The following is a 20,397-nucleotide window of genomic DNA, read 5'->3' as shown; positions in this document are numbered from 1 at the left end:
GGCTCCCAACATGAACATAAGACATTCCAGAATATGGGCCGCCCTGACTGCGAGCGCAGCCGTGCTGATGATTTCGCCGCTGATGGCTTCTCCCACCTCCTACGCACTTGCCGCTGATGGCGTCACGGCGAACGAGGCGAAGGGGATGGGCATCTCGACGCAGTGGCGCGGAAGCCGCGGCCTTGTCACGAAAGGCGCGGATGGAAAGGTGGTCTTCCTCTATGGCGAAGTGCAGCCGTCCGTCGTCTGCTCGCCGTTGCAGGTCTGCGACATCGAGCTTCAGGGTGGCGAGGTCGTACGCGATGTGTTGGTCGGCGACACGGTACGCTGGAAGGTGGAGCCGGCTACCTCGGGTGCGGCCGGTGGGCAGGCGATCCACCTGATCGTCAAGCCGTCGGAGCCGGGTTTGGTCACGTCGATGGTCGTGACGACGTCGCGGCGCACCTATCATATCCAGCTGAAATCGCATGCCACGCAGTACATGGCGCGCGTCGGTTTCGAATATCCAGAGGACGTCTCAGCAAAGCTTGCCGATGTCAACGCGCGGCTGGAAGCCAGCACCATTCCCGGCGCCGGGGTTCCGGCCGAGCAATTAAGCTTTGCCTATTCCGTCTCCGGCAGTGCCGGCTGGCGGCCGACGCGGGTCTATTCGGATGGGCAAAAGACCTACATCCAGTTTCCGCGGTCGATTTCCGGTCAGGATGCGCCGGTTCTCTTCGTTGTCTCCGGCGACCAGAACCGCATCGTCAACTATCGCATGAAGAGCAACATGATGGTGGTCGATTACAATATTGATCGTGCTGTCCTTGTCTCGGGCGTCGGCTGGAAACAGCAGAAGGTGACGATCAGCAGGGGAGGGCGGTGATGCTGAACCTCTTTCGCTACAGCCCGAACCGCCTCCGCCGCTTCCGCTGCCCTGCCGCGGCCTGCGTCGTCGCCATCCTCCTTTCCGGATGTCAGTCAATGGATGGTGGCGCTCTCGTCAATAGCGCAGCACCGCCTGAGGTTTCCGGACCAGCCGCGGGCGCGATCGCCGGCGATATGGTCAGCCGGCTTGCCGAACAGATCGGACAGGGAAAGGCGACCGTTGCGCTCAAACAAGATGGTTCTGCGTGCGGACAAGCGCTTGAAGCGGCATTGAAGGGATGGGGTTATGCCGTTGTAACCGATCAGAAGACGGATAGCGGCGCGCCCATCATTTCGCTCGCCTATGTGATCATGCCCTATGACGGCCAGGTGCTCGCACGGCTCTCGACCAGCACGGTCGAACTGGGTCGGGCCTACACAGTGACGACATCGGGCGTTACGCCCGCCAGCGCGCTGTCGCTCATGCGGCGGGGGTGAGGGAGAACAACATGGTGCAGTCTCTCAAGCTCGGTGGCGCCGCGAATGGTCAGGCCACATCGGGCATCAAGCGGGTGAACCGTGTGCCGGTCATGGTCGTGATCGTGCTGTTTGTCGCCTTTCTTGGCATCATCTTCATTGGGCTTGCCTCGCGCGGGCTTTACTTCGGCAAGAATAGCGGCCCCGACACCAGTTCGGGCAGTCCGGCTTCGACCTATGCCGACCAGATCAAGCGAGGTGTCACCGACGGCATCATTGGCGAGCCACAGCAGCAGACGACGTTCCAGCCGGCGCCGGTCGAGACGAAACAGGCCGAAGAGAAGGCGGCCAATCCCTTTTCCCCGCAGCCCGAGCAGGGACAGCAAAACCGCGGCTCGGAGCTGGAGCCGGAGGAGGTGTGGCGGGCGCGTCTCGCCCGCGAGCAACAGGAACAGATCCTTCGCGAGCAGCAGCGCCAGCGGATGGCCCGGATGCAGGCGCGGGACTCCGCCTATGACGCGCCTCTCGCCATCGATCGCGGCAAGCTGGAAACGCGGTCGGAAAAAGATGAACGCACTGCGACCCGGATGACAACAACAGCCGCCGCGACCGGAAACGCGTCCGATCTTTACGCAGCGGCTTTGCGCGCCGGTTTGGGCGGACAGAACGTCGATCCAAACGGACAGAGTTCCAAGGAAGACTTCTTCAATGCCGACCTCAAGGACTTGGGCTATCTGCCAAACCGCGTCGTGCCCCAGCAGTCCCTATACGAACTGAAACGAGGCTCCGTTATTCCGGCGACATTGATATCAGGCATCAACTCCGACCTGCCAGGGCGCATTACCGCGCAGGTCAGCCAGAACGTCTATGACAGTGCGACCGGGCATCGCCTGCTGATCCCGCAGGGCACGAAACTGTTCGGTCGCTATGACAGCAAGGTTTCGTTCGGGCAGAGTCGGGTCCTTGTCGTCTGGTCTGATATCATCTTCCCGAACGGCTCTACATTGCAGATCGGCGGCATGGCCGGCACGGATGCTGAAGGCTATGGCGGCTTCAATGACAAGGTGAACAACCACTATCTCAAAACCTTCGGCTCTGCGGTCATGATCGCGCTGATCGGAACAGGCATCGACATGGCCGTACCCCAGAGCTCAACGCTTGCCACCCAGGATACGGCATCGGATGCGGCGAGACGGAATTTTGCTGAAACCTTTGGACGTGTCGCCGACCGCACGATCCAACGTAATATGGACGTGCAGCCGACGCTGCAAATCCGGCCCGGCTACAAATTCAATGTCCTCGTAGATCAGGACATCGTATTTCCAGGCCAATATCGTTGAAAAGCGCGATGCAAGATCCCGGACAAATTAGCGATGATCAATTGCCCCAGACCGGTCGGTATGTCTGGATGTCGTGCGGACTGCGGCGAGCGACACCAAAGACCATGATGCGAGGCACGCGGTGCTCAACGCGAGCTGTGCACCGAGGAAGAGAATGATTACCGTGTTGCGCTGATCGGAAAACTGAACAGGGCCTCTCTTAGAGAAAGCTGGTTTGCTTGATCGGCTCGCCGGCCTTTGATACAATCGATGCTCCATACGGCTCCCGCGACGAAATAATCAGAGCATCGTTCGGAAGCAGGCGGGCCAGTTCCTTTGCCTCGTCCCAAGGCGCCCGCATCCATGTGTCGATCACTTCCTTCGTCAGCAACAAGACGAGCATGGCTTTCTTGTGGATTGGCTTCACGAGATCGTTGGGATCCGTGGTCAGAAAACCATCGAGATCGTCGGTCCTGAGCCATGCCGAACCTTTCGGACGATTTGCCATTGCGGCAGATGGATGCCGGCAAAGAACATCAGCGATTTTGCTTCATCGCGGGCAAACCAGGCATTGGGTACATTACCACCTTCCTGTTTGCTCGCCGGATCCGGTTCAGCGAAGCTGGTGACTGGGACAAGGCATCTGTGTTCGACGCCGAACCATCGCGTCCAGTGCGGGAAATTGAGCTTACGCACGTTTGTCGTGCGGAGGTAGCGGTCTCGATCCGCGCGACAGGCCGAAGCCGGTTGTCCCGCGCCCAACACTATGCCGAGCCCGTTCCATAAAGCCTGAGATTTCCGGTAGTCCAGGACTGAAAGCTCGGCATAATTTGAACGGGTTGGAAGACCGAGTTCGGCCCAACGCGGTCATTGAGAATGGGCTTTGAACCGCGAAACCAAGTCGTCATGCGCAGCCGCTTCAATGATCTCGGCGGCAGAAACGTTGACCCATTTCTGTGCATCGATTTCTGCCATCTGCCGCTGCCAGCTTCCCACCATTTCATAGCCCAAGCTGTAGCCAAACCAACGCGGCAAGGAACCACTGCCAAAGAACCAAGTGGAATGGTCATAATCCGTTGCTGTTAACGCTTCCACGTCAACGGCAGCATCCTGAAGCTGCTGCCGTGTCACTGCCTTTTCCCACAATTCCGGATCATTCCCGAATAAGCTTCTAACGAACTGGCCAGCTAAACCTTCGCTGACCAGCGCTTCACCCAGCGTCCAGCCATAACCGGGACCCGCGTTACGCAGGCAATGATGGACCTCGTGAATGACGCCCCGCCTGAATTCGCCAGATTGGAGGCTTGCTTGGAAGTTCGGATTCGGGGTCTACCGCGATCGAAAGCAGCGTGTCGCTGTATGCACGACCGCCGGTTCCCGTTTCAGGAATAGTGTCGTTGGCCTGCTTCTGGATGAGGATATCGACACGCGGTGGACGCATGCGAGCAGAAAGTATCTTGTAGGCCGCATGGAATTCACCAAGAAGATCGGTGCGCCACTCACCTAGGGGTCCGGCCGCTTCAAGCCAATGCAGTGTCCAGCCGTCCATCGAAGCCTTCTCATAGACATTTACAGCCGGACAGATCCGCCGCCTTATTCGCCAATCTATATCGTATTCGTGTAAACTGCGCACGTCGGATTATGGCGCAGAGTGGTCATTCGCGCCGACATCGCCGAACGGCATCTTTTGGGCCCGAACTCGGTCTTCCAACGCGTTCAAATTATGCCGAGCTTTCAATCCTGAAGGAATTTTCACTGACTGGCCGCGGCAGCGTTGATCGAGGTGGGGGCTTCCTCGAGGAGCCCGTTCAGGCAATCCGCTTCGACATCCTTCTCGATCTCGGCCGTAGCCTGCCAACTGTTCTCGCGACCAGAGCGTCCAGGTCAAGCGAAATTCGGACCTGCCGTTGGAGGCCGCACCATTGACGTATCCGTCCTCGCGGCCGAGCGTTAGGATGTGAACATCTTCGTCTCTCAAGTCCTGCAGATCGGCCAATTCGCTCATACTCGGGTCGGATTGCACTTTAAGCTGTCAAAAGCGTACCTGCCGCATGAAGGACGAGTTGCATTTTAAATCGATCGTTATAAAATCCCTATCGTGAAGTCCGCATCTGCCGGATGCATGACCGAATCCCTGAGAGTTGATTCTATGGCTCGACCGCGAGAGTTCGATGAAGAAAGAGTGCTTGAGCTGGCCGTGGAGCAATTCTGGGAACGGGGATACGAGGCAACATCCATCCGAGATCTTGCGCAGGCTATGGGACTGACGACAGCGAGTGTTTACAACGCGTTTGGCGATAAGCGAGCCGTTTACCGTCGAGCGCTTGATTTTTATGTCGAGCGAAGTTTTGGGGACCGCGTTGGCCGGTTTGAATCAAAACCACCGCTGCTTGCGATCAAAGCCTTTTTTGATGAAATCATCGACCGCTCGTTGGGGGACGCAAAACGAAAAGGCTGCATGCTGGTGAATTCTGCCCTGGAGGTAGCGCCCCACGACGAAGAATTCCAGCGGGTCGTGGCGGGCGTGTTGATCCAAGTCGAAGGTTTCTTCGGGCGCTGCGTCCAAAAGGGGCAAGATGACGGGACCATAAGCGATCGGCAGAACGCGTCGGACCTTGCCCGTACACTGTTGAGTACGTTGCTCGGTATCCGGGTTCTCGCACGCACGCGACCAGAAAGGGAACTGCTCGAAGGACTGATCAGGCCCGTTTTCTGGCTGCTCGAACCAAAGACCACAACGTAACCGGACGCCGGTTCCACGTCACGCTCCGTTTATAGCTAGATCTTTCCATCGCACGATATTTCCATGGACAAAAAAAGCGATCTTCCCTGTAACAATTCTCCTATCCATTTCGAAATCGGGTGCGTGGGATGAGAAATCCGGCGCGTGAAGAAGAATGGACCCGGTGGATGCGACTGGCAATTGCCGGCGATGCTAGATCCTATCACAGGCTATTAACTGCCGTGACGCCCCACCTGCGTGTGATGGCGCGCAAGCGGTGCGAGCAATATGGCGCGCCGGCAAGCGAGGCTGAGGACGTCGTTCAGGAAGTACTGCTCGCTATCCATCTCAAGCGCGGAACGTGGGATTGGTCCCGGCCGCTCGGCCCGTGGATGGCTGCTCTGGTTCGCAATAAACTGGTGGACAGCCTTCGGCGCAGAGGCCGCCAAATCTATGTTCCGCTAGAGGACGTGATCACGACACTCGAAAGCAAGGAGCGACTGGATGCTGGCGATCGCTTGGACGTCGAGCAGATGCTTGCCCGACTCAAAGACCCCCAGCGAACAATCGTGCGGTCCATTTCGATAGAAGGATCAAGTGTCCGGGAAACTGCTGAACGAATGAGCATGACGGAGGTGGCCGTACGGGTTTCACTCCACCGCGCATTGAAGGCTCTATCAGCCCTTTATTTGGGGCAAACAAAATGAGGACAGAGGACCTCAATTCACTGATTGCTCAAGAATACTCCCGAGCTGCAAATGATCGGCCGAGATTTCGGCCCATCCTGTTCCATCAAAAGGACACTTAAGAGACAGCCGCGTACAAATCTACTCCGCGACCGCGTCAAGCCGCCAACTTGCTTGCTTCCGGCCAGGCTTCCATCGCGATCCGGCCGATAGTCTCAAGCTTTTCGCGGCTTGCTCCATCGCGGGCCTGAACGGCCATACCGCGAATGATTGCGTGGACGAAGGCGGCAAGTCCGTCGGCATTGATCGAGTCGGGCATATCGCCCTCCCTGATCCCCTTTCGGATTCGATCGGCGAGGTAGACCTCGGAAGCCGCGCGATACTCGACCATCATGTCACGGATTGGCATGAGGTCGGGCGCCTGGTGTGTGCCCGACAACGAAACCATACAGCCGCGTGGCAAGTCCTCGCGCGTGAACTGTTCGGCGGCCGATTCCAAGAGATGGGTAAATGCTTGTCGAGTCGTTGCTCCGTCTTCCGACAGCGCGCCCTGGATCCACGTCTGGGCGGAATCCATGAAGTTCTCGGTAGCCTCCCGGTAAAGGCGCTCCTTGCTGCCGAACGAATTGTAAAATGTCGACGGGCTGATGCTCATCTTGGAGATGAGCTCCTCGAAGGTCGTGCCCTCGTAGCCATTCTCCCAAAACAGCTTCATTGCCTCGCGCAACACCGATGGGCGGTCGAATGTGGACGGCCGACCGCGGCCGCGTTTTTGTGTCTCCAACATTTTTGGTACTTTCACTCCAAAATTAGCTTGACTTGGTTTGGGCTTTCGCCATATTGGTGATTACAGGAGCAGTTACTCCAAAAATAAAGACCCTTTCGAAATATCTCGCAAACCAGAAGGAAGACCGTCATGAGCGACTTTGTTATGAGATCTCCGATCGACACCACCGTTTCCAATAAAGCACGTAGCCACAAGGGCTTGCGCTGGCAGCTCCTCCTCTTCACCGCGATCGTTGCCGGTAGTGTGGGCGGATTTGCCTACTTCAGTCAGGAGACCTCGCAGGCTTCGGTTGCGCCTGCTGCGCCGCTTGCGGCCGTCACCGTCAGCAACCCGCTGCAGCGCGACGTCGATACACGCCTTGGAGCGATTGGCCAGTTCTCGGCCGTCAACAAGGTCGAGCTGCGCGCCCAGGTCGGCGGCACGCTCTCCGAGATCCACTTCGAGGACGGCCAGATCGTCAAAAAGGGTGATCTTCTGTTTGCCATCGATCCCCGCCCCTACGAGATCAAACTTGCCCAGGCGAACGCAGCGCTCGAATCGGCCAAGGCACGGTACAACCTCGCAACGAACCAGCTGGATCGGGTGCAGGCACTCCTCAAGACCGGCACCTCGACACGAGAAATCCTCGATCAGCGTGTTTCCGAGCAACAGGCCGCGCAGGCCGCGATCGACGACGCACAGTCACAGATCCGCAACGCTCAGCTCGATCTCGAATATACGAAGGTGAGGGCACCCTTCACTGGCCGTATCGGAGCTCGGCAGGTCTCAACCGGTGGCCTGATTGCCGGTAGTCGCGCTGCGGCCAGCCCGACGACGTTGCTCGCCACACTCGTCTCGCTCGACCCGATCTATCTCGACTTCGATATGAGCGAGCAGGATTACCTGACGTTCCAGCGCCAGCGCCAGAAGCAGACTGGTTCGCTCAACAACAAGGTCGAGGCATCGCTGAGCGATGAAACCGACTATGGCCTTCAGGGCTCACTCAACTTCCTCGACAACGCGGTTGACCGCTCCAGCGGTACGATCCATGCCCGCGCGACATTCAAGAACCCTGATCTCTTCCTGGCGCCTGGACAGTTTGCCCGTGTTCGTATCGGCTTGACCGCTCCGGCCCCGGCGCTCCTCGTGCCCGACGCTTCTGTTCTTGCCGATCAGTCCTCGCATATCGTCCTGACCGTCAGCGACAAGAATGTGGTCGTGCCGAAGCCGGTCGAGCTCGGCGACTTGCGCGACGGCCTGCGCGTCGTCCGCTCGGGCCTTGCTGCCACCGACAGGGTCATCGTCGATGGCATCCCAACCGCCCGTCCGGGCTCGGTTGTCGACCCGCGCGCAGAGCCGACCAAGGTCGCCTTGAACAAGACTGCCACCGAATGAGACTGATGTGCAGCCGACATGAGGCTGCATCGAGAAAGACACTCTCGGCCTCGTTCCGAGCCCCTCCAAGACGGATGAACGTTGGCTCGCTCCTCCGTCTCGAAGAACTAAACGAGACACGCTTCCGCCGGCAGTTCAGGACCTTGTAAAGACGGTGGCGGCCAAGCGACTGCAAGTCCGCTCCAGATCGCGACATGGGCGCGACAGTGGCGATGCGGTATGCTCTTTCCCTTCGTTTGCAAGACTTACCCTGCGCCAGACCAATTTCGCCCACCACGATACTCGGGTTTATTGCTCTCCAAACCAAGCACATTATCCTGTCGAGAGTCATGACGCTGATAGCCTTGCGGACGGCGCCAGAGTTGAGACAGGATGCTAAGCGCCTTCTTGCTCAGGCCAGACTTTCCGAAAAGGCCGACATATCTCGGAGTTCTCTCTGGCGGACAGCAGCAGCGCGTCGCGATTTCGCTCATGGAACGCTCGGTCTTTCTGTTCGACGAGCCGATCACGATCATGTGATCAAATCTTCGGTAACATCCGTCTCACGCTTTGCGAACTTCTTATGCGCTCAACCAGAGCGCCGTTTCGACAAGGAGAATCAAATGTCCATCAAAACCGCCATCAATAGTGCCGTGCTCGCCGGTGCGGTCACAACCGCGCTTGCGTCGATGGTCAGCGCTGCCCCACTTACGAAGGCAGAAGCAAGTGCCGCTGTCGCTGCTCACAAAGAAAAGTGCTTCGGTGTCGCCCTGAAGGGCCAGAACGATTGCGCTGCAGGCCCCGGTACCACCTGCCAGGGCACATCGACGGTCGATTTCCAGGGTAACTCCTGGAAGTTCGTTCAGGGCGGCACCTGCACGTCGATTGTTCTGCCAAATGGCAAGCACGGCTCTCTGAAGGCGATCTAAGTCACGGCGCGAGCCAACTGAGCTGGAAAGCGGAGAAGAACGATGAAACAGATCCACACTGCCATGGCCGCATCACCATCAGCGGCGCTTCCTCTCCGCTTTCCGACCCTCCCGATTGCGGGTCTCGCGGGGACAAGCTTCAAGCACGAACATTTGTCGGCGATCGTCGCAGATGGCCCTCAGAGGGGCTTCTTCGAAGTCCACGCTGAAAACTATATGGGTGCGGGCGGGCCGCCACATCGAGCACTCGAACAGATCCGGTCCGATAATCCCGTGTCACTTCATGGCGTCTGCATGTCGATCGGCGGCCCTCAGCCCCTCGACAAGGCCCATCTGGAGCGCTTCCGATCCCTGGTCGATCGCTACGAGCCGGCTCTGGTGTCGGAACACCTGGCCTGGTCGACGCATCAGACGACCTTTCTCAACGACTTGCTTCCCCTGCCATACACATCGGAAAGCCTTGCGCGGGTTTGCGAGCACATCGAAGAGGTGCAGGAGACCATCGGCCGTCCGATCCTGCTTGAGAATCCTTCCACTTATGTGACTTTCCGCCAATCCACGATGAGCGAGACCGACTTCATCGGCTCGATCGCCCGGCGCACCGGTTGCGGGCTGTTGCTCGACGTCAACAACGTGTTTGTCTCCGCGACCAACCATGGCTTTTCGGCACTGGATTATCTGTCCGATTTTCCGCTTGCCGCAGTCGGAGAGATCCACCTCGCGGGCCATGCCGAACAGGCCGATGACGAGGGCGATCTGCTCCTGATCGACAGCCATGATGGCCCTGTCGCCGATCCCGTCTGGAAGCTCTATGAGATCGTGATCGCCCGCTGCGGTCCGATCCCGACCCTTATCGAATGGGACAGCAATATTCCCGATTGGCCGGTATTGCGCAGCGAAGCGCTCGCCGCCCAGGCAATCCTCGACCGGCATTTTTCCATCGCGTTACCGGATCGAAGCCATGCAACAGCTTGATATCCCGTCCAAGCGGACGAAACCTCTCGGCTATGCCGCGGATTTTGCACCAGCTCTGACCAACCCGGACATCGATACGCCTGCCGACGTTATAGGCCCGAAAGGGAAAGGGGCGGTCAAACGCTACAATGTCTACCGCAACAATGTCACCGTCAGCCTGATCGACGCGCTTGCAGGCATTTTCCCCGCTGTCCAACGCCTCACAGGCCCGGACTTCTTTCGGGCCATGGCGCGTTTTCATCTCAGAGAGACACCGCCAAGCTCGCCCTTGCTCTTCGAATATGGCCGGGAATTTCCGGCGTTCATCGAACGATATGAATACGCCCAGTCGTTGCCATGGCTCGCTGATGTCGCGAGGATCGAGCGAGCCTGGCTGGATGCCTATCATGCAGCGGATGCCCCGCCGCTTGATGCCGATGTCCTGGCGTCTGTGTCGCCGGAGCGTCTCGCGGATCTAATTTTCCTACCGCATCCGGCCACCAGAATCGTTCGATCCCACTATCCAGCACTGACAATCTTCGCCGCAAACCGGAGCGAGGAGCACGTCGGGCTGATCGAAGCAAGCGAACCAGAAGACGCACTGATCGCGCGGCCCGATATGGAGGTGATCGTGCGGCACCTTCCTCCGGGTGGCGCTGACTTCATTGGCTACCTCATTTCTGGCGAGCCGTTGGGTGTGGCCGCGGCCAAGGCCATTGAGGCCTGCCCATCCTTTGATATCGCGGCCAGCGTCGCGGGCATGACCGAAGCGGGCGTGTTTTCTTCCATCACTCTTGGAGACCTATAATGACATCAAGCACTACTCCGCAATCTTCGATAAAAGCCCTACGGCCGGTCGTGACGCTCGTAGAAGTGGCACAAGCCGCTGTCCGCGCAGTCGCACAGCCGACACTCGTCCAAGCGGTCGCGCGCATCGCTCTCGCCGTGCCCTTTTGGAAATCCGGCATTCTGAAATGGGATGGCTTCCTGCAACTGAGCGACACAGCCGTCACCCTCTTTACCGACGAGTTCATGTTGCATCTGCCGGGCGGCCCTTATCCATATCCGGCGCCGGTGACCATGGCCTTCCTCTCCGGTTCGGCGGAGATCACGCTTCCGATTTTGTTGGTCCTTGGCTTCGCCACACGTTTTGCAGCGACCGGCCTGCTGCTCATGACGTTGATCGTCGAGCTGACCGTGCCGGACGGGTGGCCAATCCACATTACTTGGGCTGCGATGGCATTGTCGCTAATGGCCTGGGGCCCCGGAAAATTGTCGATCGATCACCTTCTCTCAAGGTGGATTGAGGCTCGAGAGTAACTTCGATAACAGCGAAGAATAAGCATTATGCTCCACAAATCGATTTCTAAATCACTCAGAACACCCAACTGACGCGGCGCCGACCAGACTTGTGATGGTCCTCTCGCAGTCTTCAATAGGGAGAGATCGTCATGTCCGTGAGATGGTGACAATTTTGAACCGGCCCGAGGAAGATTGTGGCGAGCCCCCGGCCGAAGGCGCAACGCTTGATGCTTTTGACGGAGGACATCATATGAGCGATTGCAGGCTTTGATGATTGCGATCCGGGGCTACCGGATCATCGAGCAGGATTGGCAGCGTGAAGACAGAAGACCTGATAACTCTGATAGCCCAAGATGCGCGGCGACCCGTCAATCTAACCGTCGTCTTATCGGGCGCCGTTGCGGCTGGCGCTTTGGTTTCCGGCCTTGCCTTCTTCTTAACGCTGGGATTTCGACATGACATTGGCCAGGCAGTCGAGACTGTGCGGTTCGGCTTCAAGTTTGTTGTCACTCTCTCCCTTTTTGCGGCTGCGTTATCCTTGACGGGGCCGGCCATTCGTCCGGGCAGGGATATCGGCGGGAGACGGTGGCTGCTTTTGATCGCGCCAGTTCTCTTGCTCGCAGCAACCGCTGTGGAGTTATCGGTCACGCCGTCCGATGTATGGCTCGATGAGCTGGTAGGACATAATGCGTTGCACTGCCTCACGATCATACCGGCGCTGTCGGCTTTCCCCGGCATATTTCTCTTTCTCGCCATGGGTCAGGGCGCGCCAGAAAATCCGGGGCTCGCCGGCGCGCTAGCGGGTCTTGTCTCCGTCGGGATCGCTGCCACACTTTATGCGACGAACTGCTTCGACGACAGTCCACTGTTCGTCGCGACCTGGTATCCTCTCGCAACGCTCTTTGTAGTCACTATCGGTTATTTTGCAGGCAAGCGATTTCTGCGATGGTAGGCGCCTGTTGCTCAAGAGCCAGCCGCTGGTTTCTTACGCGAGCGATAATCCTCTTGCAGGCTAGCACTGAAATCTCAACGCTCTCCGGCCGATCGCTACGTTCAGTCTGCGCGGGACGTCCCACGGATAGCTGTTGACCGGTATACTGCGGAGCTGGCGATAATACTACGTTTGCCGACTCTCATGCTCTATCGATAGGTAGATGTTGACATTAACAGTCAGCGGTCATAACTCTCCTTGTCGTGATCTATCGATAGATAGGGCAATATTGAAACAGTCTGGACCGGAAAGGCCCGCAGCGTGGGCTTGGTCACTGGATCGCACAGGTTGAGATAGGAGAAGACCAATGAGCCAAGCCGAGAAAGCCAAAGAGTTTGCCGCCCTTCACGTCAAAGGGAATCCGGTGATTCTGTACAATGCCTGGGACGCGGGCAGCGCCAAAGCTATCGCTGAGGCTGGAGCAAAGGCGATCGCGACGAGCAGCTGGTCCGTCGCGGCCGCGCAAGGGTACAGTGATGGCGAGGATCTTCCGATCGCGATCGCTGAACAGATCGTCGCCAGGATCGCGTCGAGCGTCGAGCTGCCCGTGTCCGTGGACTTTGAAGGCGGCTATAGCGACGACGATCACCAGCTCGCGGCCAATATCTCGAAGCTTCTCGACCTCGGCGTGATCGGCATCAACTTCGAAGATCGCATTGTCAAAGGTAAAGGCCTCTACGACATCGACCGGCAGGCCAATCGCATCGCCGAAATTCGTCGCGCGGCCGAGCATAAAGGCATCCCGCTTTTCATCAACGCTCGAACCGACGTATTTTTCAGAAACAGCGGCGATGTCGAGGAAGCCTTGCAGAGGGAAAAGGCCTATGCGGCTGCCGGCGCGTCCGGCTTCTTCATTCCGGGCGTGACGGACGCCGATCAGATCAAACGGATCGCAAGCGAAGCAACGCTGCCGGTGAACGTCATGGTGATGGAAGGCTTGCCCTCCAACGAAAAACTCGCGACGCTGGGCGTCGCTCGTGTGAGCTACGGGCCAATCCCTTACATCGAGGCAATGGACGAGCTGCAAAAGAAAGTCTGGGCGCTGCCTTTTGATCCTAAGCGAGCCGATAAGTAATCCCCTGTGGATCGATTGACCTCGACGACGACGTTTGGCTCGTCGCTGAGCTGGTGAACTCCCGCAGGCGCTAAACTGCGGCCTTCGCGCCGCCGTCGGTATCAAAGCCAATTTGAGGACGATTCATGTCACGTTTTGATCAAGACGTTTACCTCGCCTCGGGATTGCGGACACCGTTCGGACGTGGCGGGGGCGCTTGCAGGCCACGATGCGATCAGCCTCTCAGTCCCGGTCCTCCAGGCAATGGCGAAGCAGCTCGCAGATCAAAAACCTGACCTCGTCGTGTGGGGCACTGTCATCCCGAGCCTTGGATGGAGCAACATTGCGAGTGAACTTTTGCTCGACGCCAAGCTCGATGCGACGGTGCCATCCTTCTCTGCCGTGCTCGCCTGTTCGACGAGCATGGCAGCCGCATTCGCGGCCGCCGGCATGATCGGCCCAGGCATTGACGTTGTGCTGGTTGGTGGTGCGGAGACGATGAAGCGACGCCCGACGTTGGCGCCTGGCGGGGATCATCAAATACGGTCAATCGGGCGCTCGCCCTCATCGAGGATGGTGCCCTCGATGACAAGGGAGACGTCGCTGCGCTTGCGGGTGCCGGCGAAATATTCCCCCAGCTGGCGTTCGACCAGCAGCAAAACGGGATGGTCGATATCTTCGACGAGCGGCGCAAGGCGCACGCGCTTCGGATCGTCGTTCTCCCAGAGTATCGCGGCGAGCGCGACATCGGTCGCCACGATCTTGAGCAATCCGACCGGAGTTGCGGCCGTCTCAAACGCGAAAGCCATGCGCGTCCTCCAAAACGATGATTACGTGATGCCGAGACGCGAAACCTTTTCGCGTCTCGAGGTGCAAAGTCTCAGCGCTTGGTCTACGGGCGTCCGGCCATAATGCCGCCGTCGACGGACAGAACGACGCCGGTGATCCATTTCGCTTGGTCCGATGCGAGAAACAGCAGGGCTTCCGCCGCGTCCTCGGGCTGACCGTTGCGACCGAGAGGGTGCATTGCGTTGAAGGTTGGGAGCACCTGCGCGACTTGCTCGTCGCTGAGGAAGGTGTTGAAAACCGGCGTCTCGATAATGCCCGGAGCGATAGCATTTACCCGGATCTTGTCCGCCGCGAGCTCGATGGCAAGGTTCTTCGTTAACGCATGCACGCCCGCCTTTGCCGCTGAATACGCAGCCGACGGTGTCGCGCCAATTGCCTGCAGGGCCCACATTGAGCCAGTTTGGACGATCGCCCCGCCGCGGCCGGCAGCCTTCATCGCTTTCGCTGCGGCTTGCGCAGCAAAGAAGCTCCCCTTGAGGATGGCGTTGGCGAAACGGTCATACTCGGCCTCATCGACTTCGAGGAACGGCTTCGGGATGAAAATTCCCGCATTGTTGAAAAGGACATCCAGTCGTCCGAAGTGATCAAGGGCAGCCTTCACCGCAGCCTCACCGGTCGCAGGCGATGCAACATCCCCGATCTGCGGGATCGCAAGCTTTCCTGTCGGATCGATGTCTTTGGCCGCGGCCTCGGTCTTCGCCGGATTTCGACCATTTACCACGACGCGACCGCCCTCTACCACGAAGCGCCGCGCCACTTCCTTCCCCATTCCGGAATTACCACCGGTGACGATCGCTACCTTATCCTGAAATCGCATGGCCCTTTTCCTTTAGTTGATACCTATCGATAGATAGACACCCATTGGATATCCGGCGACGAGCGGTCGGTCAATCCCTATCTATCGATAGACAGCCATCAGGCTGGGTTGTATGGTGTGTTATCGGCGAAGTCTCCGTAGTGCCCACGAAGGCAACGGTCGAGCAGAGGGTCCGACGATGTATTATGAAGTTGTCTCGCAATGCACGCAGTCGCTGAAGCTTGTCGAAGGATGGCTCGACAAAGCTGAAGCGTTCGCAAAAGCAAAGAACATCGATATCGATTTGTTGTTGAATGGCACTCTCGCGCCGGACATGAAACCATTGGTCTATCAGGTCCAGAGCGCCTGCGATTATGTCAAGGCCGGAGCCGCTTGGCTGTCGGGACAAAGGCCGCCTAGACACGTGGATAGTGAGAAGACGATCGAGGAGTTGCACGCTCGCATTCGCAAGACGGTCGACTTTGTGCATAGCGTCGCTCAAGATCAATACCAAGGCGCCGAAAGTCGACGGGTCAGTCTGTCTTGGACGCCGGGAAAGGTCCTAGGCGGCAAGGACTACCTTCTGCAGATGACAATCCCGAATATCTATTTTCACATTGCGATGGTCTACGCGATCCTTCGCAACCACGGCGTCGACGTCGGCAAAATGGACTTTCTCGGAACGGTCAATTTTGTCGATGCCTGAGCTTGCGGACCGCTTGGTCGCAAACGACACGAGTCGCCCAGCATTTCCAAATACGCTTTGACCCCGGGCGATCGCGATTGACGCCAAGCTGGAATGGCTGGAAGCGGGTCCGTGCTCGATTTCATGGCGAAATGTGGAATATGCGCGGACGAGCGCGTCGAGGCTGAAGCCTCGATTAAGCCCGCTTGGATTTGGCAATACCCACGTGGGGGCGCCTCCAAAGTCTAAGCGCTGACGGCCCCAGGTCACGTCGCGCGCCTGAAGCATTTCCGCGAGCGCACGTTTGCTAAGGAATGCGATCGAGCATGGCGCGACGTCGCGGATCCGCTCTTCCAGATCTGGCCGAGCGTCTCGAAACTCAGCCGCCGAAATCTCGCTCGCTCGCCGCGTCGCGCGGCGGATGGCGGTCGTGAGGCCGCACCCATAGGCGAGGAGATGACGTTCGTCTTTCGGCTCCAGGCGCACGTCGGTGAAACCGGCGAGGTAGAGCACGTTCCAGAATCGATTGCTCGGTGTCGAAAAGCTGTGGCCCGATGATTGCGTGCTGATGCCCGGGTTCAGGCCGCAAAAGACAACCTTCAGCCCGTTCTCGAGTATGTTTGGCTCATAATCGGCCATGTCGATCCGTTCTTGGAGTCGTCGCCATCGATTGCAAGAAAGGCAGCGACCGCGTGCGTTCGGGACGGTCTACGCTGCGAGTGTGGACGTTGTCAGGCTCGCGGTGGCATTATCGAAGGCGCTGATGTCGCCATATGCACGGGCGAGGATCAGCCCACCTTCGAGCGCTGCCATGACATGGAAAGCTCGTTCGGCGGCGTTCGGCCCTCCGATCCGGCTCGAAAGATCGTCGATGCATCGGCGGAAATAAATTTCGATCTCTTCGAGGACCTCGGCGGGCAAGGCGCCCGCTTCGGCGCCGAGCATGCCGTTCAGGCACATGCGTCCGTCGCGTTCGATTTCACCACGGAAGATCGATCGATAAATCGCGATCACGTCGTCGGCGGTCTCTCCAGGACGTCGGCCGACGAGGTCGAAGAAGCGTTCGCCGTAGCGTCGGGCCACGGCTGCGGCCATTCCCGCTTTGGTCGGAAAGTGATGGTGTACGCTTGCGCTCTTAATTCCGATTTCCGCGGCAAGCTCGCGAAAACTGAATCCCTTGTAACCGGCATCGCGCATGCGAGCCTCGGCTAGGTCCAATAAACGGTCAGCAGTTTCGGTCATGTCAAAAGTCTCCTGTCTATCGATAGATAGACGGTAACGAGGAAAATTACTAGGGGTCCCTATGTGAAGGCGAATCGTGTGCCATCGCGTTCTCTAATCGGGGTTGTCAAGTTGGCTCTGCTTATATCGCTGGTCCGGCTAGCCGGCGCTCGCACTCGTGGGATCGGTCATGACTGCGCCACCGTTCTGACGGGACAATCTGGCAAAACTCAGCGAGTCATAAGTGGGTGTCCGTCATGCAGGTTCGTTTGGATCTTGCGGGGACCAGCGGAAGGGTTCGCCAGAAATCCCCATGCGCGTGAAGGCACCGTGAGCTTTCGCGCTACGGCAACTTTGGCTCTGCGGTAGCCGCTCCGTCGCACAACATGCAGGCCCAACTCTCCAAGGCTGAGAATTGCGGAATGCGTGTTAGTAGCGCATTGGCCGTCTCATATAATCGCTGCTTACTATGAGAGTGGTGAGCGATGTGTACTTTTCAGGGCGAAGACCTCGATCGGTTCTCCCAACCCCTTCAGAGGGTGTGCTCCGACGTGCTCAAGCCAGGCACGGCATTTTGCCTCTTCAGCGAAGGCTCCCGAGACAAGCACATTGCGACCAACCTCTTTTGTAAGAGCCTCCAGCCTGGACGCAACGTTCACCGCAGGTCCGATGACTGTGAAATCGAGCCGCTTCTTTGACCCTATATTTCCATACATCACATCGCCGACATGCACACCGATCCCGTAATTTAGCTCGGGTCTGCCCAGTTCCGAATTCTGCTTATTCACCGCAATCATGTTGTTTTGCGCAGCCCGAATGGAGTTCAGCAAATTCGAACAAGCCTTTTCGTGACTCAGCGGAAACACCGCAAGGAGCCCATCCCCCAGAAATTTGAGGATCTCGCCCCCGTTGCTTTCGATCGGTTCAGAGATTGCGTCGAAATAAGTATTCAGCATCTCGATAACGTCGTCCCTCGGCCAAAGGTCGGAAATCCGGGTGAAATCTCTGAGATCGCAAATGAGTACCGCCGCGCTCAGCGTGCTGCCACTGCCGCGGGTCGTCGCACCGGCGAGTATCTGACCTCCTGCGCGAGCTCCGACGTACGTTTCGAGCAGCGTCCGAGCAAGGACGTTTTTAAGGCGTACCTCCGAAATCAACGAAACGACGGGTACGAGATCGTGCAGAAACGACAGCTCCTCGTCAGTGAACCCTGCCGGTGCCTTGCTGGCAAAAGTCACGAAGTGCTTCTCCGCGAGCGTATGTTCAATGGGCCACGCGACGTAGTCGATAAAGCCGTCGGCTGCGAGCTCGGAAAGGAGCGGCCAAGGTCTCTCGAACGGGCGCGCATTCAATCGATGGCGAACCTCGAGTGCTCCCTCGTATATTTCGAAAGCGGGACTGAGAAGAAACTCGGGTGTCTTGTCGATGCCGTAGTCGAAGGTGTTGATTTTTGCTTCGGTCATGCCCGGATACCAGTAAATGCGAGCACCGAGCCATTGAGGATGATAGGTCCTCAGATGCAGCGTGGCACGATCGATCGATATGCCAGCATCGTTGAGCCGTTCGCACAACTCAACGAAGATATTGTCGATGTAGCGCTCTGTGTAAGTTTCATTGATCAACCAATCAAGGATGGGGTGCCTGATGTGGGGCCATGCATCGTTGTCTTGCAGGAGCAGATTATCCGGAGAGATGGCTGGCATAAATGTAGCTTTCGTGAAATCGAGTTTGTTATTCGGTCGTTGGGACCTGAGCCCGTACGAGGAGGCGACCGTACGTTGTGCATTCGCTGTGGCGCCAAAACGGCGAGCTATCGCCTTGCGCGACAAGCAAATATGATTCGACGCGGCTCGCCTGGCAAGGGCGCAGACCAGGCTCGGGCACGATACGGGATCACTGCGGATCAGCGCCGACCTTGCCGAGGAACCGCGTATGATCTAACAAACGATGCCTCGGATGAAAGGCGTGTAGGGCAGGTTCCTATGGGCTCAGAACGGCACCGTTTTCGGTGGCCCTGCCACGCGCCTGCATATAATAACCCCAAAGCAACAGGGCGGCGATGCCACGATAAGGCTTCCAGGTTTCGGTGTGAGCATAAAGCACCTTTTCGCTCGGTCGCACTTCCCAACCAACGAGCAGCCGGTAGCCCTCCTGCAACGCGATGTCGCCTGCCGGGAAGAAGTCGAGCCGCCCCTCGGAGAACATGAGGTAGGTTTCGGCCGTCCATCGGCCGACGCCCTTGATTGCGACGAGGGCCGTGATCGCCTCCTCGTCTGACATTTCGTCGAGTCGTTCGAAGAGTTCTGCGGCATCTGCAATGGCGCGCACGTAACGGATTTTCTGACCCGACAGCCCGTAGCTTCGTAGTTGAACGTCGTCTGCGGCAAGTATCGTTTCTGGGGTAAGTGTACCGAGGCCGTCGATCATCTTCCGCCGGATAGAATCGGCAGCGGCGACCGAAACTTGCTGGCCGATGATCTGGCGCACGAGGCCCTTGAATCCGCGCTCGCGAACGACCCAGGTGCTGGGCCGAACCTCGGCATGAGCTTTCGCCATTAGCGGATCGAGGCGAGCAAGGGCGAGGCGGCCCGCTTCAAGTTCAGCGTCGGTTGGGATCACGGTGGTGCGGACCTTCAGGTGTTGGTTTCATTTAATTCCATCCTCGTCGATGAGGCATGTGCTGGGATCTCGATACTCTGGGCGCGCGTCAGCCCGCGAAACCGCCTCTGTCGAGGAAGGCTCGCTCCTCCGGCGTCGTGTCGCGGCCCAACATGGGATTTCGGTTAGGGAACCGCCCGAAGCGCGCGATGATATCGTGGTGAATGCGCGCGTATAGTATGGCTCCCGCACCCAGTGAGGCCTCGCAATACCGAAGCGCGCGGACCTGATCTCGTAGGTCCTCGGAATGTACGAGCGGAAGATAGAAGAACACGCGCAGGTCTTGTCCGACTCGCGCATCGTGGCCGCGGTCGATCGCCATTCGAGCAAAGTGCCGCGCAAGCGGATCGGTGGCGAACATGTGCGCGGTGCGATGGCTGTTGCGCGGGAACTGGTCGAGCAACACCATGAGCGCCAGCGCACCCTCGGTGGTGTCGGCCCAATGGTCAAGTTGGCGAGCAGCGGCCGTGAAATGCAACGCTTCGAAGCGGACATGAAAATCGGCGTCAAAGAGTGGCTCTTTTGTCAACCACCTGTCGATGCCAGCGCGACGCCAGAAAGTATTGACCGCAACAATGCGCGGATCAAGGTCGGGCACGTGCCGTGCGGTTCCGGCTTCGAGGGAATGCTGAATCTTTTCGGTCATAGCAGTTCGGCGCCTTTACGCCTTCAGGACGGCTGTATCCGGCGGTCGGGACCAATCGCCAGCTCTGTAGGCTTGAAAGGACGGCGATGAACGCCGCTACAAAAAGATCCGCGCCAGGCGGC

At 58.3% G+C, this 20,397-nt stretch carries 22 protein-coding genes and 1 pseudogene; 12 read left to right on the top strand and 11 right to left on the bottom strand.

All coding sequences use genetic code 11. From position 1 onward, the window contains the following. The first annotated feature begins 10 nt into the window (after positions 1–10). From trbG to trbI, 3 genes are read left to right on the top strand one after another with little or no spacing between them, the layout of a single operon-like run. Positions 11–865 carry a P-type conjugative transfer protein TrbG gene (trbG, locus tag FHT28_RS31015; protein WP_168598314.1) on the top strand — a complete coding sequence of 285 codons (855 nt, stop codon included), beginning with the start codon at positions 11–13 and terminating at the stop codon, positions 863–865. Continuing rightward, positions 865–1,344, top strand: coding sequence for a conjugal transfer protein TrbH (gene trbH / locus FHT28_RS31010; protein WP_168598313.1), 480 nt, complete (start codon positions 865–867; stop codon positions 1,342–1,344). The genes trbG and trbH overlap by 1 nt, the downstream gene beginning before the upstream one ends. Before the next feature lie 11 nt (positions 1,345–1,355). Then, positions 1,356–2,663 carry an IncP-type conjugal transfer protein TrbI gene (gene trbI / locus FHT28_RS31005; RefSeq protein WP_168598312.1) on the top strand — a complete coding sequence of 436 codons (1,308 nt, stop codon included), beginning with the start codon at positions 1,356–1,358 and terminating at the stop codon, positions 2,661–2,663. A 199-nt stretch (positions 2,664–2,862) separates the two neighbouring features. Here trbI and FHT28_RS31000 read toward each other — a convergent pair. The 3 genes and pseudogenes from FHT28_RS31000 to FHT28_RS35950 form a co-directional block, all read right to left on the bottom strand. After that, a pseudogene (locus FHT28_RS31000) lies at positions 2,863–3,347 on the bottom strand (SOS response-associated peptidase family protein); the annotation flags it as partial. Positions 3,348–3,509: 162 nt separating this feature from the next. After that, the gene (locus FHT28_RS35955; RefSeq protein ID WP_210255933.1) at positions 3,510–3,893 is read right to left on the bottom strand and encodes a DUF2268 domain-containing putative Zn-dependent protease; all 384 of its coding nucleotides are present in this window, start codon (positions 3,891–3,893) and stop codon (positions 3,510–3,512) included. After that, positions 3,886–4,191: a hypothetical protein gene (locus tag FHT28_RS35950; protein WP_210255932.1), complete on the bottom strand. Its 306-nt coding sequence runs from the start codon at positions 4,189–4,191 to the stop codon at positions 3,886–3,888. The genes FHT28_RS35955 and FHT28_RS35950 overlap by 8 nt, the downstream gene beginning before the upstream one ends. Positions 4,192–4,791: 600 nt before the next feature. Here FHT28_RS35950 and FHT28_RS30990 point away from each other — a divergent pair. Further along, positions 4,792–5,385 (top strand): TetR/AcrR family transcriptional regulator, encoded by a 594-nt coding sequence (locus tag FHT28_RS30990; protein ID WP_168598351.1) that lies wholly within the window; start codon positions 4,792–4,794, stop codon positions 5,383–5,385. A 128-nt stretch (positions 5,386–5,513) separates the two neighbouring features. Further along, positions 5,514–6,071, top strand: a complete 558-nt coding sequence (locus tag FHT28_RS30985; RefSeq protein WP_168598311.1) for a sigma-70 family RNA polymerase sigma factor — start codon at positions 5,514–5,516, stop codon at positions 6,069–6,071. 136 nt (positions 6,072–6,207) lie between these two features. Here FHT28_RS30985 and FHT28_RS30980 read toward each other — a convergent pair whose 3' ends face one another. After that, complete coding sequence (locus FHT28_RS30980) at positions 6,208–6,837, bottom strand: TetR/AcrR family transcriptional regulator (RefSeq protein WP_210255931.1); 630 nt, start codon at positions 6,835–6,837, stop codon at positions 6,208–6,210. A 129-nt stretch (positions 6,838–6,966) separates the two neighbouring features. Here FHT28_RS30980 and FHT28_RS30975 point away from each other — a divergent pair, with 129 nt between their 5' ends. From FHT28_RS30975 to FHT28_RS30945, 7 genes are all read left to right on the top strand, one after another. Next, a complete protein-coding gene (locus FHT28_RS30975; RefSeq protein WP_210255930.1) occupies positions 6,967–8,211 on the top strand; it encodes an efflux RND transporter periplasmic adaptor subunit in 1,245 nt (414 codons plus the stop codon). Positions 8,212–8,813: 602 nt separating this feature from the next. Next, a complete protein-coding gene (locus tag FHT28_RS30970; RefSeq protein ID WP_069610701.1) occupies positions 8,814–9,119 on the top strand; it encodes a DUF2282 domain-containing protein in 306 nt (101 codons plus the stop codon). 42 nt (positions 9,120–9,161) lie between these two features. Beyond that, positions 9,162–10,094, top strand: a complete 933-nt coding sequence (locus tag FHT28_RS30965; protein WP_234904047.1) for a DUF692 domain-containing protein — start codon at positions 9,162–9,164, stop codon at positions 10,092–10,094. Continuing rightward, positions 10,081–10,881, top strand: coding sequence for a DNA-binding domain-containing protein (locus FHT28_RS30960; RefSeq protein WP_168598310.1), 801 nt, complete (start codon positions 10,081–10,083; stop codon positions 10,879–10,881). The genes FHT28_RS30965 and FHT28_RS30960 overlap by 14 nt, the downstream gene beginning before the upstream one ends. Next, positions 10,881–11,393 (top strand): DoxX family protein, encoded by a 513-nt coding sequence (locus tag FHT28_RS30955; RefSeq protein ID WP_168598309.1) that lies wholly within the window; start codon positions 10,881–10,883, stop codon positions 11,391–11,393. The genes FHT28_RS30960 and FHT28_RS30955 overlap by 1 nt, the downstream gene beginning before the upstream one ends. Positions 11,394–11,691: 298 nt before the next feature. Next, positions 11,692–12,327, top strand: coding sequence for a DUF1109 domain-containing protein (locus FHT28_RS30950; RefSeq protein WP_168598308.1), 636 nt, complete (start codon positions 11,692–11,694; stop codon positions 12,325–12,327). A 346-nt stretch (positions 12,328–12,673) separates the two neighbouring features. Beyond that, complete coding sequence (locus tag FHT28_RS30945; RefSeq protein ID WP_168598307.1) at positions 12,674–13,441, top strand: isocitrate lyase/phosphoenolpyruvate mutase family protein; 768 nt, start codon at positions 12,674–12,676, stop codon at positions 13,439–13,441. 515 nt (positions 13,442–13,956) lie between these two features. On the opposite strand, the gene FHT28_RS30935 is transcribed toward FHT28_RS30945, so the two are convergent. The 7 genes from FHT28_RS30935 to FHT28_RS30900 all read right to left on the bottom strand — a co-directional run bounded on the left by FHT28_RS30935 (position 13,957) and on the right by FHT28_RS30900 (position 20,275). Next, entirely contained in the window at positions 13,957–14,229 is a 273-nt protein-coding gene (locus FHT28_RS30935; protein WP_168598306.1) for a hypothetical protein, read from the bottom strand. Positions 14,230–14,312: 83 nt separating this feature from the next. Next, positions 14,313–15,086, bottom strand: a complete 774-nt coding sequence (locus FHT28_RS30930; RefSeq protein ID WP_168598305.1) for a glucose 1-dehydrogenase — start codon at positions 15,084–15,086, stop codon at positions 14,313–14,315. A gap of 541 nt (positions 15,087–15,627) precedes the next feature. Beyond that, positions 15,628–16,389 carry a G/U mismatch-specific DNA glycosylase gene (gene mug, locus FHT28_RS35945; protein WP_210255928.1) on the bottom strand — a complete coding sequence of 254 codons (762 nt, stop codon included), beginning with the start codon at positions 16,387–16,389 and terminating at the stop codon, positions 15,628–15,630. Between the two features lie 69 nt (positions 16,390–16,458). Beyond that, on the bottom strand, positions 16,459–16,992 hold the full coding sequence (locus tag FHT28_RS30915; protein WP_234904046.1) for a TetR/AcrR family transcriptional regulator: 534 nt from the start codon (positions 16,990–16,992) through the stop codon (positions 16,459–16,461). 446 nt (positions 16,993–17,438) lie between these two features. Then, positions 17,439–18,674, bottom strand: coding sequence for an adenylate/guanylate cyclase domain-containing protein (locus tag FHT28_RS30910; protein ID WP_168598304.1), 1,236 nt, complete (start codon positions 18,672–18,674; stop codon positions 17,439–17,441). Between the two features lie 277 nt (positions 18,675–18,951). After that, the gene (locus FHT28_RS30905; RefSeq protein ID WP_348645046.1) at positions 18,952–19,590 is read right to left on the bottom strand and encodes a DNA-3-methyladenine glycosylase 2 family protein; all 639 of its coding nucleotides are present in this window, start codon (positions 19,588–19,590) and stop codon (positions 18,952–18,954) included. Between the two features lie 88 nt (positions 19,591–19,678). Then, positions 19,679–20,275: a DUF924 family protein gene (locus FHT28_RS30900; protein WP_168598303.1), complete on the bottom strand. Its 597-nt coding sequence runs from the start codon at positions 20,273–20,275 to the stop codon at positions 19,679–19,681. Between the last annotated feature and the right edge of the window lie 122 nt (positions 20,276–20,397).

Origin of the sequence: Rhizobium sp. SG570, from assembly GCF_012275345.1 — a bacterium.
GTDB lineage: Bacteria > Pseudomonadota > Alphaproteobacteria > Rhizobiales > Rhizobiaceae > Rhizobium > Rhizobium lusitanum.
This window is presented reverse-complemented; position numbering and strand designations above follow the sequence as displayed.

Excerpts from the sequence above, each read along its gene's own strand:
- mug (WP_210255928.1), bottom strand. The coding sequence starts at position 16,389 with ATGGCCGATTATGAGCCAAACATACTCGAGAACGGGCTGAAGGTTGTC.
- FHT28_RS30985 (WP_168598311.1), top strand. The coding sequence starts at position 5,514 with ATGAGAAATCCGGCGCGTGAAGAAGAATGGACCCGGTGGATGCGACTG.
- trbG (WP_168598314.1), top strand. The coding sequence starts at position 11 with ATGAACATAAGACATTCCAGAATATGGGCCGCCCTGACTGCGAGCGCA.
- FHT28_RS30975 (WP_210255930.1), top strand. The coding sequence starts at position 6,967 with ATGAGCGACTTTGTTATGAGATCTCCGATCGACACCACCGTTTCCAAT.
- FHT28_RS30900 (WP_168598303.1), bottom strand. The coding sequence starts at position 20,275 with ATGACCGAAAAGATTCAGCATTCCCTCGAAGCCGGAACCGCACGGCAC.
- FHT28_RS30970 (WP_069610701.1), top strand. The coding sequence starts at position 8,814 with ATGTCCATCAAAACCGCCATCAATAGTGCCGTGCTCGCCGGTGCGGTC.
- trbI (WP_168598312.1), top strand. The coding sequence starts at position 1,356 with ATGGTGCAGTCTCTCAAGCTCGGTGGCGCCGCGAATGGTCAGGCCACA.
- FHT28_RS30930 (WP_168598305.1), bottom strand. The coding sequence starts at position 15,086 with ATGCGATTTCAGGATAAGGTAGCGATCGTCACCGGTGGTAATTCCGGA.
- FHT28_RS30935 (WP_168598306.1), bottom strand. The coding sequence starts at position 14,229 with ATGGCTTTCGCGTTTGAGACGGCCGCAACTCCGGTCGGATTGCTCAAG.
- FHT28_RS30955 (WP_168598309.1), top strand. The coding sequence starts at position 10,881 with ATGACATCAAGCACTACTCCGCAATCTTCGATAAAAGCCCTACGGCCG.
- FHT28_RS30945 (WP_168598307.1), top strand. The coding sequence starts at position 12,674 with ATGAGCCAAGCCGAGAAAGCCAAAGAGTTTGCCGCCCTTCACGTCAAA.
- FHT28_RS30990 (WP_168598351.1), top strand. The coding sequence starts at position 4,792 with ATGGCTCGACCGCGAGAGTTCGATGAAGAAAGAGTGCTTGAGCTGGCC.
- FHT28_RS30910 (WP_168598304.1), bottom strand. The coding sequence starts at position 18,674 with ATGCCAGCCATCTCTCCGGATAATCTGCTCCTGCAAGACAACGATGCA.
- trbH (WP_168598313.1), top strand. The coding sequence starts at position 865 with ATGCTGAACCTCTTTCGCTACAGCCCGAACCGCCTCCGCCGCTTCCGC.
- FHT28_RS30960 (WP_168598310.1), top strand. The coding sequence starts at position 10,081 with ATGCAACAGCTTGATATCCCGTCCAAGCGGACGAAACCTCTCGGCTAT.
- FHT28_RS35950 (WP_210255932.1), bottom strand. The coding sequence starts at position 4,191 with ATGGACGGCTGGACACTGCATTGGCTTGAAGCGGCCGGACCCCTAGGT.
- FHT28_RS30980 (WP_210255931.1), bottom strand. The coding sequence starts at position 6,837 with ATGTTGGAGACACAAAAACGCGGCCGCGGTCGGCCGTCCACATTCGAC.
- FHT28_RS30915 (WP_234904046.1), bottom strand. The coding sequence starts at position 16,992 with ATGACCGAAACTGCTGACCGTTTATTGGACCTAGCCGAGGCTCGCATG.
- FHT28_RS30965 (WP_234904047.1), top strand. The coding sequence starts at position 9,162 with ATGAAACAGATCCACACTGCCATGGCCGCATCACCATCAGCGGCGCTT.